The organism is Knoellia sp. B-D-2, assembly GCF_057714695.1.
Genome location: NZ_CM173189.1, coordinates 1,262,754 through 1,278,029, shown reverse-complemented (window position 1 = coordinate 1,278,029; position 15,276 = coordinate 1,262,754). Strand labels below are relative to the sequence as shown.

The following is a 15,276-nucleotide window of genomic DNA, read 5'->3' as shown; positions in this document are numbered from 1 at the left end:
GGCGAACGAGTCGGTCCATGGACCGCCAGTCCGGGTGCCGGTCGGGAGCGGTGGGGAAGATGTCCTCTCGCTCTTGCCCTGGCCCCCACGTCGGAGCAGTGTTGGACCCGACGGTGGCACCGTCGGGGTGCTGCCCCGATCAGAGGAGATCGTCGTGTTTGCACGCACCACCACCATGCAGGCAGATCCCTCTCAGGTCGACGCCGGCATCGCCCATGTCCGGGACGAGGTCACGCCGGCGATCACCGCGATGGACGGGTGTGTCGGGATGTCGATGCTCGCGGACCGTGAGTCCGGCCGCTGCATCGCCACGTCGTCGTGGGAGTCGGAGGGGGCAATGCTGGACAGCGCGGAGAAGGTCGGACCGATGCGTGTGGGCGCGCAGACGAGCATGGGTGCCAGCACCAGCACCGTCGACACGTGGGAGGTCGCCGTCGTCCACCGTGACCACGCGATGCCCGACGGCGCCTGTGCCCGCGTCACCTGGCTGGGCGGCATGGACGACCACGCCGACCGCGCCGCGGACGTGTTCAGGATGGTCGTCCTCCCCAAGGTCCAGGAGCTCGACGGCTTCTGCAGCGCCAGCCTGCTCATCAGCCGCGAGACTGGTCGCGCGGTGGGCACGGTCACCTTCGAGCGACGCGAGCACCTCGAGGCCAGCCGCGAGGCCGGTGCCGCTCTCCGCGAGGCAGCGAGCAAGGACATCGGCGCGACCATCGACGACGTGGCCGAGATGGACGTGGCGTTTGCTCATCTGCACCTGCCCGAGATGGCGTGATGGCCTGACGAGGTGAAGGTCGAGGAACCGGGCGCGACGTGAGCCGTACAGCGGGGCCGCCTGTGGCGACGTCGTCGTGGCTGGTTGCGCGCCCGGGCCCTGTGAGTACGTGCGCTCCGCCCGCGTCCTCGTCGACCTCGGCTTCGCGCCGCTGAAACAGGACCCGAAAAAGACGGTGAGTATGCCGCCTGCTCGAGCGGGCGGCATACTCACCGTTTGTTCGTGGTCGGGTCGATCAGGCGAGGGCGGAGACTTCGTCCTCGCTCGACGGGCGGAGCACGATCCGGGTCCAGGAGCCCACGTAGATCCGGTCGTCGGCGTCGACCTCGCGCTTCTGGCCGGTCGGAATCGAGGTCGCGGGGAGGTCGCCGACCGAGTCACCGATGTAGGTGCCGTTGGACGAGGCGAGGTCCTCGACCCACCAGCGGGTGCCGTCGGTCGTCAGCTGGGCGTGACGCCGACTGACGCCGTTGTCGACACCGCAGTCGATGTCGGGGTGGATGCCGCGGCTGCGCGACACCCGGCCAATGAGGAGCGAGGTGTTGCGCAGGGCAAAGACTGCCGGCGGACCTTGGCTCGGCAGCGGGTCCGAGCTGCCCTGAGCGCTGTACCAGGCGGGGTCGATCCAGAGCTCGGCCACCCACGGCGTGGGAAGGCTCTTGGAAGTGTTGGCCGGTGCCTCAACTGGAGGGGTAGCCGCGGGGCCGCTGCCCGCGGCACGCGGGAGAGTGCCGGTCGTGTGGTCGTAGCCGCAGACCTCACAGAACAAGGCGTCGGGTGAGTTGGGTCCTCCGCAGTTGGGGCACGGCCGCGTCCCTGAGTCCGGTTCCGGAGCGCTCGCCGGGGTCGACGAAGCGGAAGAGTCAGAAGGAGGGGTGGCACCAGCCTCCATGGCGGCCCCGCAGACGTCGCAGTAGTCGGTGGCCGCGGAGTCGTGGCCATTGGGGCACGTCATGGCTTGCGGACCCGCGTGGTCTTCGTCGACGCGGTGTCCAGGGCCATCTCGTCGGCCTTCTCGACAGCCTTCTTGAGCTGGACCGTGCCGGCGTCGGCGTCCTCGATGTCGACGACCTTGCGCAGCTTGGCGGTCGCCTCGTCGTTGCCGGTCTCGGCAGCCAGCTGCACGGCGCGACCGAGCTTGGTCGTCGCGGTCTCCTCGTCGCCGACCGCCTTGGCGGCCAAGCCCTCCTGGATCACCTGGGCGAGCTCGGTCTGGCCCGTGAAGTGGGCGACCTGCTGGTCGATCCGGGTGGTCAGTGCGGAGTCGTCGGACCACTTCGCCTTGACCAGGCCTTGCGCCTGGACCTCGCCACCCGCGAACACCTGGACCCGCGCGGCCAGCTGCTCCTGACCGATCGCCTTGGCTGCCAGCCGGATGGCCACGTGGTAGTCACGCGACTCGTCGGACCACGCACCGGTCGGGTAGCCACCAGTCAGGTCGTTGACGACCGCACGCCGGCCGGTGAGGTCGTCGACGGTGGGCGAGACCTGCTTGACGAAGACGACCTGCGAGCCCTGCGGAGCCCAGACCCGCAGCTCCGCGTCGGCCACACCACGCGACATGGACGTGCGCATGATCGCCTCGAACTCGGCCCGCAGCTGGGCGGGCGCCGGGATGATGTCGATGGTGCCGAGCAGGGCCTGGGCGATCGGCCTGATGTCGGCCACCCTCCAGTCGACGCCGATGCCACGGCAGTCGCACTGATAGTGGCCGGTGGCTCGGTCGATGGCCTTCTGGAGCACCCCGGGAGCCTCGTTGTTCTCACCGTCGGTGAGCAGGATCGCGTGGCGTTGCCGGACCTCGGGCACCGAGGCGAAGAGGACCCCGGCGAGGTCGAGCCAGGTGCTGATCACGGTCCCGCCGCCAGCTCGCAGCTGCGCGACCGCAGCGGACGCCTCGGCGCGCGAGCTCGCCGACATCGCGACCATCCCGGGCCCGCTCGACACGAACGGGTAGACGAGGAAGGCGGCGCCGTTGCCGGAGACGACGGCGAAGTAGGTGCCGTCGACGATCTCGGCCAGCGCTGCCGTCGCCGCCTGCTTGGCGGCCTCCATCGACTCCACGCCCATCGACCCCGACGTGTCGATGATGATGATCTCGCCAGCCGCTGCCGAGCCATCCTGACCGGCCAGGCCAGCCCCCGAGCACGTGACCGAGACGATCGCGTTGACGTCGGTGCCTCCGTCGGGGAGGAACTCGTTCTGGTAGACCGCCGCGGTGAACTCAGCCATGGACCTGCCTTTCGTCGTTCGTGACATTCTCCGGCACCGGGCCGACCCGGGCCAGCGCGACGGTGATGTTGTCCTGCCCGCCCTGCTCGTTGGCCCAGGCCACGAGTGTCGAGGCGAGGGCGAGCGGCTCCGTCGTGCCTGCGGCGTCGATCCGAGCGCGCAGAGCCGCCGGCTCCGAGGCGTAGTTCCACAGGCCGTCCGAGCAGACGAGCAGCCAGCCGGGCTGGTCGACCGTCACGGTGACGACCCGAGGGACGACGTCGGGGCTGTCGGTGCCGAGCCACTTGGTGATCGCGTGGGCCTGAGGCGATGCCTCGGCCTGCAGCCGCGGGTGCCCGGCATCGATGAGGGCCTGGGCCATCGAGTCATCGGTCAGCAGCTGGGTCCCGCCGCCTGCATCGGGGAGGAGGTAGGCACGGGAGTCGCCGATGACGGCGCACCGCACCGTCGGACCGTCGACGAGGCCGACGACGAACGTGCACGACGCGGGTCTGCGCGAGGACGGCTCGGTGTGGGCGATGACCGCGGTGTTGGCGGCGGCGGCCGCCGTCGTGAGGACCCGGGTGGCCGCGGCATCGGCGCTGGCCGCACCACCGATGCCCCTGGGCAGTGGCGGCCGAAGCACCTCGAGGGCGGCGCGCGCGGCCGCCAGCGACGCAACGTCGGAGTCGTCGGAGTTGGAGACCCCGTCGCACACGATGAGGACGGCACGCCCGCCCTGGGCCGGCTCGGCATACAGCGCCATGGCGTCCTCGTTGCGGGAGTGCTTGATGCCGCGGTCGCACACTCCGGCAACCCACGCCGCCGGTGCCTCCTCGAAGTGGTCGCGCTCCGACGGAGCCTTGGAGCCGCAGACCGTGCAGTACCCGTCGTCGCCGACCGGCGACCCGCACTCGGAACAGCCGCGCGGTCCAGCGACCGTGCGCGGCGCAGAGGCGACCGTGTTGCGCGCCGTGGGCGTGCTGATCGGGCTGAGGTCGTCGAGGGGCGACTGGGGCCCGGACTCGACTGCATCCGAGACGCCGGCCACGCTGGCGCCGCATGCCTCACAGAACTGGGCACCCGCCGCCAACGTGGCACCGCACGACGGGCAGGTCGACCGGGCCGCCTGCGCCGGGGCGTGCGGAGTCAGGTCGTCGGGCGCCGGCACCTGGGTCACGTGCGCGTCCAGGGGCGCACCGTGTTGGCCCGGTCGACGAGGGCGATCCGCTCCTCGCGGGTGCGAGCCTCACGGGCCAGGGTCCGATAGCTGCCCTCGAGCGCGGTGCGCAGGGTCTTGTCGTGGGCGGCATACGGCCCGATCGTCACGGGTTGTGGACCGGTCTCGCTGATGATGGCGATCGCCTTCTCCAGGATCCGGGCGGTGAGGCCCTCGCGCTCGACGGTGTCCAACCGGACCCCGTCGACGCTGGTCAGCGCCTGGCCCAGTCGGCCGAGGTCCTTGCCGGACCCGGCGAGGAGCACGTCGGCGCGCAGTCGGCGGGCCTCGCCGTAGCCGCGGCTCGTCGACGGCACGAGGTCGAGGGCCCGGACAGCGCCCTCGGTGTCGCCCGCCGCCGCGCGGAGCCGGGCCATCCCGAAGGCGGCGGGGGCGACGTAGGCCGCATCGGTCTGGGCGCACGTGCGGTAGAGGCCTTCGGCGACGTCACCCTGGCCTCCCGCCTCACAGGCGACGGCCAGCGCCAGCTTGGGTGCCAGCTCCCCGGGGACCTGTTGGTAGACGGCGCTGAACGAGGCCTGCGCATCCGCCCAGTCGGCGGACTGCAGCGACGCCAGTCCCTGGAGCCACAGCGCCCGCCAGTCCCACGGGTCGAGGGTGAGCAGCTGCCGGGCCTGCTCCTTGGTCGCCGAGCCGTTGCCGTCGAGGAGGTACTCGGCGCCGCGGGCGAGGTGGACCTCGGCCGTCGCCTCGGGGGCCTTGGCGAGGTCGGCGAGCCGCTCCGTGGGCTCACCGGGGGCCAGGCTGACCAGCCACGCGTACTGGGCGTCGGTCGTGTCGGGGCGCAGGGACGGCAGCTGGTGCCAGTCGATGCGGGCCGTGGAGACCGCGGGGGTCGTGAAGCTCACCGAGGCGGCGGAGGTGGTGCTCGTGCCCACGGTGCGGGCGGCGACGACCTCACGCAGCACCCCAAGGGCCTGCGACCGCAGCTCGTCGGCGGACGCGAACCGGTCGGCCGGATCGGGAGCGCAGCACTTGGCGACGAGCCAGTAGAACGAGTCGTGCTCGCGGAAGACCGGGGTGGTCGCCGGGTCGGGCAGCGTCGACAGGTAGGTCGACTGGTAGCCGCGGAACTCCATCGTGAGGACGACGAGCGTGCGGCCGATCGTGTAGATGTCCGAGGCGATCGACGGCCCGGACTCGGCGACCTCGGGCGCCTGGTAGCCCACCGTCCCGTAGATCGCCGACTCGTCGTCGTCGATCCGCCGCACACCGCCGAGGTCGATCAGCTTGACGGCGTCCCCGACCTGGATGAGGTTGTCCGGCTTGAAGTCGCAGTAGACCAGCCCGAGGTCGTGCAGGTACTGGAAGGCCGGCAGCATCTCGACGATGTAGGCGAGGGCCTGGTCGACGGGGAACGGGTCGTAGGAGCCATGGGCGCGCATCCGATCCTTGAGCAGCCCCTTGAGCGACTCGCCGCCGACGTACTCCATGACGATGTAGCCGGCCTCGTCGTGGGTGACGAAGTTGTAGATCTCGACGATGCTCGGGTGCTCGACCTGGGCGAGGAACCGCTGCTCCGCGATCGCCGCGGCCAGCGCGTCCTTGTCGCCGGAGTTGAGCAGGCCCTTGAGGACGACCCACCGGTCGGAGACGTTGCGGTCGCGCGCCAGGTAGATCCAGCCGAGCCCGCCGTGCGCGAGCGCGCCCGCGACGAGGTACTGGCCGGCGACGAGGTCGCCCGACGTGAGCTTGGGCGTGAAGCTGTATGCCGTGCCGCACTTGGGGCAGAAGCCCTCCGGTCTCCCGGGCTGGCCGTCGATCGAACGGCCGACTGGCGCACCGCAGTGGGCGCAGCTGCGTTTGTCCTCGGGCACCGACGGGTTGGTCTTCACGGCCTTGGCCGCGTCGACGGGGGGCGCCGGCGGGATCGTCGTGAGGCCCGCTCCGAGGCGGGCGGCGCGGGTTCGTGACGACCCGACCCGGCGGGTCGCCGTCGAGCCGGAGCCGACACGACGGGAGCCGATGGCGGCCGACTGGATCCGGTGCGAGGTGGAGGCCGTCGAGGCTGTACCCGCGACACCCGCGGGTGCGGATCCGGCCCCGCTCGAGGGAGTTCCGCCCGGCGTGCCGCAGACGTCGCAGTAGCCGTCGACGACGGTGCCCGAGCAACCGGGCTGACCGCACCGGGTGCCGTCGGTCGCGGTGGACGCGGTGGACGCGTTGGACGCGATGGGCGCCGCAGTGGCGGCCGCGGCCAGCTCGGACGGCGGCATCCCGCAGACGTCGCAGTAGCCGTCGACGACAGTGCCCGAGCATCCGGGCTGCTCACACTTCACGAGGTGGTCCTCCCAGCACGGGTCGCCGGTGCGGACTGCCCGGCGAGATCGATCCACGCGAGATAGGCACCCACGAGGTGCTCGACCACGGCGACCGGGGTGGGTCGCCGCTCGAGCAGGTCTTTCGCCAGCCGACCGGCAGCCACGACGTCGGGCTGGTCGGTGACGCCGGTCGCCTCGGCCTTGACCCGGGCGGCCGCGAGCCGGTCGACGAGGGCCGACCGGGCGGCCAGCGCCGCGGCATACCGTTGCTCGGCAATGTCCATGGCCTGGCCGACGCGGACAAGCCGTTCTCCGTATGCCGCGAGCGCACCCGGGTCGGTCGGTGCGTGACCGAGGAGGGAGACATCGGGTACGGCGTTGCGCGGGGCCGGGACAACGGTGGCGACCGCTTCGTCGGCCAAGGCGGTGACGTGCGCCTCGCGGGTCGTGAGGTCGGCGCGCAGCCGCTCGAGCGCAGCGAACTGGTCACGAGCCTCACGGCGTTGCACCCCACCGACGATGAGGTCACGCTCGGTGCGGGAGGCGTCGTTCTCGAGCGGACCGAGCAGTCCGCCGATGTCGCCCCCGCGCTCGAGCCGGATCACGACGTCGGCGACACGGGCTGCCAGGGCGTCGAGCCGGCGCTGGGCGGCGGGCCGGGCGGTCGGGGGCTCGAGGGCGACCTGGTCGTGCAACCGGTCGAGCTGGGCGCGCAACGACCGCAGCCGACGCGCGCTCTCCTCCACTGCTGGGGCCAGACCGAGCCGGGCCCGCAGCGCGCCGGCGAGGGCGTCGGAGAGGCGACACGCCTCTGGCACCGAGACCAACGCGCCGGCGGCGGTGGCCGCCGCGCTGTCGAGACGGCCCCAGATGAGCACGGCGATCCGGTCCAGGTCGCTGGCGTCGACACGACCGCCCGCGAAGGCTGTCTCGATCTGGTCCCGGCGGTCGGCCACCGACTTCCACAGGGCCATCGAAAGCACCACATCACCGGAGACCTCGTCGCGCCGCGGCGACGTGAGCGCGGCCCTGTCGATGTCGTCGAGCTCGGCCCGACGCCCGGCAACCCAGGCGTCGAGGTCGCCAAGGTAGGCCAGAACCGCTGCGGGAGTGGGCCGCTCAGCCAGTCCACCCGGAGCGGCGGGCGCGAGGACGTCGCTCACGGTGTCGGCCGGCCGTAGGACGGCGTCGGCTGCCCGGTGCCCTTGCCGAGCTCGGGCGCGAGCCAGGTGTTGTAGGACTTGGTCCACTCACCCGACGTGCGCTCGTTCTCGAGGACCGCGTTGACGAACCTGACCATGTCGACCTGATCGGCGGGGATGCCGACGCCGTAGGGCTCCGCGGTGAACGCCTTCTCGCTCAGCACCACGGCATACGGATCCTGGGAGGCGAGCCCGGCCAGGACCGTGTCGTCGCCGGTGATGGCCTCGACCTTGCCCTGCTGGAGGTTGACGAGACACTCGGTGTGGGTGGTCGCGGGGACGGGGGTCGCCGTCGGCGCGAGTCGGACAAGGTTGCTCAGGCTCGAGGTGCCGGTCGGCGCGCAGACCTGCTTGCCGGCGAGCGAGGCCAGGCCGGTGATGGTCGAGCCCTTGCGGATGAGGATCTTCTGGCCCGCGCGGTAGTACTCAGCGGAGAACGCGATCGTCTTCCACCGGTCGCAGGTGATCGTCATGTTGCGGACGACGACGTCGACCTCCTTCTTCTCCAGGACGGGGAGCCGGTCGGCGGCGGTGATGACCCGCAGCTCGACCTTGGCGCCGGGGCCGAGGATGGCGTCCGCGATCTGCTGGACCAGGTCGATGTCGAAGCCCTCGATCCTGCCCAGGAGCGGGTTGCGTGAGCCCAGAAGCCTGGTGTCGGCCGAGACGCCTGCGATGAGTCGCCCGCGGGCCCTGATCCTGCCCATCGTCGAGGTGGCGGCGATGGCGCCAGGGGCGGGCAGCGCGCCGTCCGGGGCGTAGGACTGGACCGCGTTGGTGCAGGGCTGCGCGGTCGGGGCCCCGCCGGCGGTGGCCGTCGCGGACGGCGTCGCGGATGGCGTCGCGGATGGCGTCGCGCTGGGCAGTGGTGTGGGCGTGACCGTCGAGCACGCTCCGACCCCGACGGCCATGGCTGCCGCGAGGGCGAGGGGTGCGGCGACCCGGGTCAGCCTCATGCGTACTCCTCGATCCGCGTGGTGACCCCGCGCCAGGCGGAGGCCGCCCCGGCCAGGCCCGCTGCGAGGGCGAGGACGAGGGCACCGAGGAAGAGGAACCGACCGCTGTCCAGGTCGGCCGTGGTGCGGCTGCCGGCGGCGTCGACGACCTCGCGCAGGGAGGAGTCGAAGGCGGTGAAGCTCGCGGTCGAGCTGCCGCCGGCCGAGCTGGTTGCCGCCGCCACTGCCTGGTCCCAGTTGCCCTCGGTGTCGAGCGCAACGATCTCGGCGTGGTCCTCGGCATACGTGCGCCACTGGCCCGCGACCGACCCGAGGGCACTGCCGGAAGTCTTGGCGGCGACGGTCGTGGCGGCCGCAGACCACTTCTTCTCGTAGGTCGCCCCGCTGCCTCGGGAGACGAGTCGCAGGGACTCGTTGGCCTTCGCGTCGTTGGCGGCACTGCGGGCGATGACTCCGTCGACGACCGTCGCATACGAGCCCTTGAGCAGCCTGCTGTCCTCCGAGCCCTGGTTGGCGGCGGCGACACCAGCGAGCCCCACCATGGCCAGGGTCGCAGCCCCGGCCGCGACGATGCCGACGTTGAGCCGACGCTTGAACCGACGGGCCAGCTGCTGGTTCAGGTAGCCGAGCGCGAGGAGGGCGAGGAGCCCGGGGATGACGACGAGGATCCAGGGCAGTGGCGACATCGCGTCGCGGGAGCGCTGCTGGTTGGCCGTCACGAGGTTGTCGACGAGCGGCAGGGCGGTGCTGCGCAGGCCGGTGCTGGCCTGGTTGAGGTAGGCGGCGCCGACCGGGAACCCCTGTCGGTTGTTGGCCCGCGCGAGCTCCATCGACGAGGTGTAGGTGAGAACGGCCTGGTTGAGGGCGGCGAGCGCGGCCCGGTCGGCCGGCTGGGCCTGCGCCGCATCGGTCAGCGTCCGCTCGACCTCGGCCAGCGCGGAGTCGTAGGCCGCGCGCTGCTCGGCGGGCTCGAGCCCACCGACGAGGAAGGCGTTCGTGGCGAGCGCGTCGGCACGCAGCAGGTTGACCTTGATGGTCTGGACCCGGACGAGCTGGGCCGTGTCGGCGGAGGCGGCTCGGGTGGCCTGCCACGTGCTGAACAGCATCAGAGCCGTGAGGGCGGAGGCGACGATGCAGACGGAGGCGATGACCAGTCGCCACTGGGCCATCCAGCCGGGGGTGGTGGTCGCGGTGCCGGCCAGCCGGCCGGCACCGGCTGCGGGTGCGGACGGCGCCGTTGCGGCGGGAGCCGGCGGACCGGCATACGGCGTCGTCGACGTCGCCTGCGCGACCCCTGCCGACTGACTCATGACGCCTCCTCCCCAGTGGCCTTCGGCCCAGTCTGCAACATGTCGGCCGGCACGGGTGCCGGTCCGTCAGACAGGTCCTCGGCCTCCAGTGAGCGCAGCTGCTCGACGGTGGGCTCGTCGATCTCCCGCAGCCGCCAGGCCTGGTGACCGACGGCCGCCTCGAAGGCGTTGCGCGCATAGCGGCCATTGCCGAACGACGCGTCCCGGGCCTGCTGGGCGAGCAGCTCGCGGAAGCGGGCCTCGACGGCGTCGGTGACGTCGTAGTCGGCACCGGTCGCGATGCCGCGGAAGATGGCGACGAGCTCGTCGTCGGTGTAGTCCACGAAGTCGATCGTCGTGCGGAACCGGCTGGCCAGGCCGGGGTTCTGGGCGATGAAGAACTGCATCGGAACGGGGTAGCCGGCAACGATGATGACGAGGTCGTCGCGCTGGTCCTCCATCTCCTTGACGAGGGTGTCGACGGCCTCGGTGCCGTACTGGTCGCCGGCGAGGGAGTACGCCTCGTCGATGAACAGGACCCCACCGATCGCGGACTTGACGACCTCCTGGGTCTTCATCGCGGTCTGCCCGAGGTAGCCGGCAACCAGCTCGGAGCGGTCGACCTCGACGAGTTGGCCCTGGGAGAGCAGTCCCAGGGCCCGGTAGATGCCGGAGACGAGCCGGGCGACGGTCGTCTTGCCGGTGCCGGGGTTGCCGGTGAAGACGAGGTGCCGGGTCAGGTCGGGGGTCTTCAGGCCGGCGGCGGCGCGCTTGGCCTCGATCCGCAGGACCGCGACCTGGCGGTGGATCTCGCCCTTGACGCCGGCCAGCCCGGTCAGGGCGTCGAGATCCGCGAGCAGCTCCTCGACCGACTTCTGTGGTTCCTCCGGTTTAGCCTGCTCCGGAGCGGGCGCCTCCGGCGGCGAGCCTGCCGTCGCGGTGTCGTTGGCGCCGCTGGCGTCGCTGGCGTCGCGGGGACTGGTGAGGTCGGGGAAGGCACCCGGACCCCACGGGTCGGCCCGGGGGTCGAGGTCGAACGGCGAGCCCGCGCGGTCGCCGCCGAGTGCCGGACCGCGGCGGACCTCCTCGGTGCGGGTGCGCAGGGTGTCCAGCTGACCCATGACGTCGTCCCAGAGACCACGAACCCCGCGGGTGAACTCGTCGGTCGGGCCGGGCGAGGTGGCCACCGGATCCACGAGGTCAGGTGGGGTCGGCGGCGGCACGGTCGGCGTGGGCTGGAAGGCACCGAGCTGGGCGGCGGCGGCCTGCGAGGCGTTCCCGATGGTCCGGGTCGTCGGGCTCCCGAGACCGGCACCGGCCGTACAGACCAGGGCCAGGGCCTTCGCGTATGCCGTTGCCTCGGGTGACCGCTCCGCGGCCAGTCGGGCGAGGGTCGGGGTGGGTGTCGATCGCCACCGACGGCCGCGGGACGCTGCCGCCGTGAAGTCCTCCGCCGACCGGTCGCCGCCGGTCTGGGCGACCCAGTCGACCCACGCACCGGTTGCCGCCTCGGCCACCGTTGCTGCCAGGGCCTCAGCCTCGCCGCGGGCGTCGGTCTCCGGCACACCGGCCGCTCTCGCCACCTCCAGCAAGGACGCCAGAGCGACAGACAGGGTCGGGACGGAGCTGGCGGAGTTGGTCATGGGGTCGCTCACTCCAGGTCGAGACTGTTGGTCGACGGTGACCGTGGTGATCCTTCAGACGACGGGCCGGGGAGGGGAGTTCCCGAGGGCACCTCGAGCGCGCCGCCACCACTCGGTGCGCCGAACTTGGCCTCGAGGAACCTGCCGTGGGCAATGAGCGCCTGGGCGTCGGAGCGGTTGGCGGCGTCGAGCACCTTGTCCATCGTCGAGCCGAGCAGCTCGAGCTGGTCGACGAGCACCATCAGGGCCGTGCGGCCGGCGTCGATCGGCCGCGTGTCGGCCCAGTCGCGCGGCAGCCGCAGGTAGCCGGCCACCGCCTCGGGGAGGTAGCTCGTGGCCGTCGCGACCACGGCATACGCATCGGCACTGCCCAGCCCGAGCGCGGCGAGACGGGGCAGCGTGGCTCGCACGAGGCGGTCGATCCGGGCCACGCGCGACCGGATGAGCGCGGACGCCCGGGCGTCTACGAGCGCCGCGGACACCGCGTCGAGGGAGCTGAGGACGTCGGCCTCGGTGGGCGCCGGGGGCACGCTGGAGGCCGGGGGCTCGGGTTCCCCGCGCAGCCAGTCCCGAAGGCCCACCGCGGCTCAGGCCCCGTCGAGATCGAGGTTCTGGGTCCCGCGCGCGTCCTGGTTGCGAGTACGGGCGAGGTACTCCTTGGACTTGTCGACCTCGGTCTCGAGCACCCCGATCGTCTGGGCCATCGTGTCGAGGGCCTTGAGCTTGAACTGGTCGATCGAGTCCATGGTCTGGTAGATGTTCTGGAACGCGGCCTGCAGCTCGGCCACCCCGATCGTCGAGGACGCCGCCTGCTCCTGGATCTGGGCCGAGTTGTCGCGCAGCATCTCGGAGGTCCGCTGGATCATGCCCGACGTCGTGACGTTCAGCGCCGTGATCTGGTCGAGGACGAGCTTCTGGCTGCCGAGGGCCTGGGCGACGATGACCGCGGTCCGCAGGGCCGAGATCGTGGTCGTCGAGGCCCGGTCGACACCCTTGATCAGCTCGATGTTGTTCTTGATGATGATGTCGATCGCGAGATAGCTCTGGATCGAGACGGCGAGCTGGGTGAGCAGGTCCTGGTGCTTCTGTCGCACATAGAACAGGACGTCCTGGGACAGCGCCTTTGCCGTCTCGGGGTCGCTCAGCTCGAGCTCGGCGACCTTGGCCGCGAGCCTGGTGTCGAGCCGCTCGGCGATGTAGATGTACTGGTTCAGCCGGCCCATCGCGGCCCAGAGGTTGGTCTTCTCCAGGTTGAGGGCGACGTTGTCCTTGGTCAGCTCGTCCTGGCCGCTGCGCAGGCTGTGCAGGATGCCGTTGAGCTGGCTCTGGGCGGACTGGTAGCGACGGAAGTAGTCGGTGACCTTGTCGCCGAACGGGATCATCCCGAGCAGCTTGCGGCCCCCGGTCATCCGTCCCGGGTCGAGGTCCTCGACCGTCCGACGGAGCTCGAGCAGGGTCTTGCCGACGTTGCTCCCCTGCGACAGCGCACCCTCCTTGAGCGCCTGGACCGGCTTGTCGAGCAGCCGGTTGGACGTCTCTGCCGCGCGCCTGATGTCGGCGTCGCCCATGGTGCGGACGTTGTCGGCCTGCTGGGCGAACTCGGGGCTGCGGGGCGCGGCCCTGGTCAGGGCGTCCATGAACGACTCGACCTTGGCGTCCAGACCGGGCACGGCTTCCGCCGTCACCTGGGGCGCCATCTTGGGGGCCTGGGTCTCGACGACCTGCTTGGGCGCCTCCGGAGCGGTCAGGGTGAGGGTCTGGTCGGGCGGCTGGAGTGGCGCGACGGCTGCGGATTCGTCAGTGGCTGACATGGTGAGTCTCCTTGCGGGAGTAGACGATCGCGTATGCCGGTCAGACCGGCGGTTGCTCGGACGAGGGCTGTGACTGAGGCTGGGCCTGGCTCTGGGGCGCGGCAGGAGCGCCCGGCGCGGCCGGAGGCACTGACTGCGGCGCGTCGGACCCGACGTGCGACTGCGGCGGTGGGATGGTCGTGTCGCGCTGGCCGAAGTCGACCTTGACCGCCTCGCGCGCCTCACCCTCGGCCTCGAAGTACTCGGCCCGCTCGATGTTGAACAGCCCCGCGAAGATGTTGCTCGGGACCGTCTCCACCTTGGTGTTGAGCTGCTTGACGGCGTCGTTGTAGTGGCGCCGGGCCGAGGCGATCCGGTCCTCGGTGCTGGTCAGCTCTGCCTGCAGCGCGAGGAAGTTCTGGTTGGCCTTGAGGTCGGGATAGGCCTCCGCGACGGCGATGAGGCGGCCGAGGGCCTGGGTGAGCACGCCCTCGCTCTGGGCCTGCTGGCTAGGTGACTGGCCGCCGGCCATGGCGGCGCCGCGGGCACTGATGACGTCCTCGAGGGTGCCTCGTTCGTGCGCGGCATACCCCTTGACCGTCTCGAGGAGGTTGCCGATCAGGTCGTGGCGGCGCGTGAGCTCGACGTCGATCTGCCGCCAGGACTCCTCGACGAGGTTGCGAAGCTTGATCAGGCCGTTGTAGATCGCGACCGCGACGAGCACGAGCAGAACGACGATGACGAGAGCGGTGATGAGCGCCTTCACATGCCCTCCCCTCTGGCTAGGTGACCTGTCCGAACTCGATCCTATGCGTGGCGCACGGGACCGCATCGGGTTCGGGCGGCATACGTCAGCGTGACGCGCTCTGGGCCACAGCTCAACGGGTGGCGGTAGGGATTGGTCTCCTTCACGTCGCGGAGATGGACCATGGCGTCGGAGAGCTGCTCGGACGTCATGAGCGGCGCGGCGATCGGGTGTGCCCGCTCAGCCCGGGAGGCGTCGAGCATCAGGTGGAAACACCCGGCCGTTCGCCCAGATGAGGTTGCCGATCGAGCCAGGTCTCAGCCCGATGCGCGGGCTGCTCCGCGAGTCTGCGACCTGCGCTCACGTGCTGGAGCCGGTGACGGGAATCGAACCCGCGTGTCCAGCTTGGGAAGCTGGCGCTCTACCATTGAGCTACACCGGCAGGCGCCCCCCGAGCGGTCGTGCAGGCCCCGGGACGGTGGCGCGGCAGGAAGTCTAACCCGATGACCCACCGCCACCACGAGGTGACCCGACCACGCTCGGCGAGCACCCGGCACACGCCCTCGGGTTAGTCTCTCCCCGTGCTGCTGAGTGACAAGGACATCAAGGCCGAGGTCGACGCCGGGCGCGTGACCCTGGACCCGTGGGACCCGGAGATGATCCAGCCGAGCAGCATCGACGTGCGGCTCGACCGCTACTTCCGGCTGTTCGACAACCACAAGTACCCCTACATCGACCCGCGCGAGGACCAGCCCGACCTCACGCGCCTCGTCGAGGTCGAGCCGGACGAGCCGTTCATCCTGCACCCGGGCGAGTTCGTGCTCGGGTCGATCTACGAGACGGTCACCCTCCCCGACGACGTCGCCGCCCGCGTCGAGGGCAAGTCGAGCCTGGGCCGCCTCGGGCTGCTCACCCACGCGACCGCGGGATTCGTCGACCCCGGCTTCAGCGGCCACGTCACGCTCGAGCTGAGCAACGTCGCGACGCTGCCGATCAAGCTGTGGCCGGGCATGAAGGTCGGCCAGCTCTGCTTCTTCCGCCTCTCCAGCCCGGTGGACAACCCCTACGGGTCCGCCGCGTACGGCTCCCACTACCAGGGCCAGCGGGGCCCGACCGCGAGCCGGTCCTTCAAGAACTTCCACCGCACCCAGGTCTGAGGCC

General features: G+C 71.3%; 13 protein-coding genes and 1 tRNA gene. 2 read left to right on the top strand and 12 right to left on the bottom strand.

Going from position 1 to position 15,276, the window contains the following annotated elements:
* The first annotated feature begins 154 nt into the window (after positions 1–154).
* The gene (locus AC3EU2_RS06135; RefSeq protein ID WP_488178829.1) at positions 155–778 is read left to right on the top strand and encodes an antibiotic biosynthesis monooxygenase; all 624 of its coding nucleotides are present in this window, start codon (positions 155–157) and stop codon (positions 776–778) included.
* Positions 779–1,013: 235 nt separating this feature from the next.
* Here the strand turns inward: AC3EU2_RS06135 and AC3EU2_RS06130 are convergent, their stop codons facing one another.
* The 12 genes from AC3EU2_RS06130 to AC3EU2_RS06075 form a co-directional block, all read right to left on the bottom strand.
* Positions 1,014–1,418, bottom strand: a complete 405-nt coding sequence (locus AC3EU2_RS06130; protein ID WP_488178828.1) for an FHA domain-containing protein — start codon at positions 1,416–1,418, stop codon at positions 1,014–1,016.
* A gap of 311 nt (positions 1,419–1,729) precedes the next feature.
* Entirely contained in the window at positions 1,730–3,010 is a 1,281-nt protein-coding gene (locus AC3EU2_RS06125) for a VWA domain-containing protein (RefSeq protein WP_488178827.1), read from the bottom strand.
* Positions 3,003–4,169, bottom strand: coding sequence for a PP2C family protein-serine/threonine phosphatase (locus tag AC3EU2_RS06120; RefSeq protein WP_488178826.1), 1,167 nt, complete (start codon positions 4,167–4,169; stop codon positions 3,003–3,005). The genes AC3EU2_RS06125 and AC3EU2_RS06120 overlap by 8 nt, the downstream gene beginning before the upstream one ends.
* Positions 4,166–6,508, bottom strand: coding sequence for a serine/threonine-protein kinase (locus tag AC3EU2_RS06115; RefSeq protein WP_488178825.1), 2,343 nt, complete (start codon positions 6,506–6,508; stop codon positions 4,166–4,168). Before AC3EU2_RS06115 ends, AC3EU2_RS06120 begins: the two co-directional genes overlap by 4 nt.
* Entirely contained in the window at positions 6,505–7,653 is a 1,149-nt protein-coding gene (locus tag AC3EU2_RS06110) for a hypothetical protein (protein WP_488178824.1), read from the bottom strand. Before AC3EU2_RS06110 ends, AC3EU2_RS06115 begins: the two co-directional genes overlap by 4 nt.
* Positions 7,650–8,648 (bottom strand): glutamate ABC transporter substrate-binding protein, encoded by a 999-nt coding sequence (locus tag AC3EU2_RS06105; protein WP_488178823.1) that lies wholly within the window; start codon positions 8,646–8,648, stop codon positions 7,650–7,652. The genes AC3EU2_RS06110 and AC3EU2_RS06105 overlap by 4 nt, the downstream gene beginning before the upstream one ends.
* On the bottom strand, positions 8,645–9,958 hold the full coding sequence (locus AC3EU2_RS06100) for a hypothetical protein (RefSeq protein WP_488178822.1): 1,314 nt from the start codon (positions 9,956–9,958) through the stop codon (positions 8,645–8,647). The genes AC3EU2_RS06105 and AC3EU2_RS06100 overlap by 4 nt, the downstream gene beginning before the upstream one ends.
* Positions 9,955–11,580: an AAA family ATPase gene (locus tag AC3EU2_RS06095; protein ID WP_488178821.1), complete on the bottom strand. Its 1,626-nt coding sequence runs from the start codon at positions 11,578–11,580 to the stop codon at positions 9,955–9,957. The genes AC3EU2_RS06100 and AC3EU2_RS06095 overlap by 4 nt, the downstream gene beginning before the upstream one ends.
* An 8-nt stretch (positions 11,581–11,588) precedes the next feature.
* A complete protein-coding gene (locus AC3EU2_RS06090; RefSeq protein WP_488178820.1) occupies positions 11,589–12,110 on the bottom strand; it encodes a hypothetical protein in 522 nt (173 codons plus the stop codon).
* Positions 12,111–12,167: 57 nt separating this feature from the next.
* On the bottom strand, positions 12,168–13,391 hold the full coding sequence (locus tag AC3EU2_RS06085; RefSeq protein WP_488178819.1) for a toxic anion resistance protein: 1,224 nt from the start codon (positions 13,389–13,391) through the stop codon (positions 12,168–12,170).
* Positions 13,392–13,431: 40 nt separating this feature from the next.
* On the bottom strand, positions 13,432–14,136 hold the full coding sequence (locus AC3EU2_RS06080; RefSeq protein WP_488178818.1) for a LemA family protein: 705 nt from the start codon (positions 14,134–14,136) through the stop codon (positions 13,432–13,434).
* Positions 14,137–14,483: 347 nt separating this feature from the next.
* Positions 14,484–14,557 (bottom strand) — tRNA-Gly (locus AC3EU2_RS06075).
* A 139-nt stretch (positions 14,558–14,696) separates the two neighbouring features.
* Here AC3EU2_RS06075 and dcd point away from each other — a divergent pair.
* A complete protein-coding gene (gene dcd / locus AC3EU2_RS06070) occupies positions 14,697–15,272 on the top strand; it encodes a dCTP deaminase (RefSeq protein WP_488178817.1) in 576 nt (191 codons plus the stop codon).
* Positions 15,273–15,276: the final 4 nt, after the last annotated feature.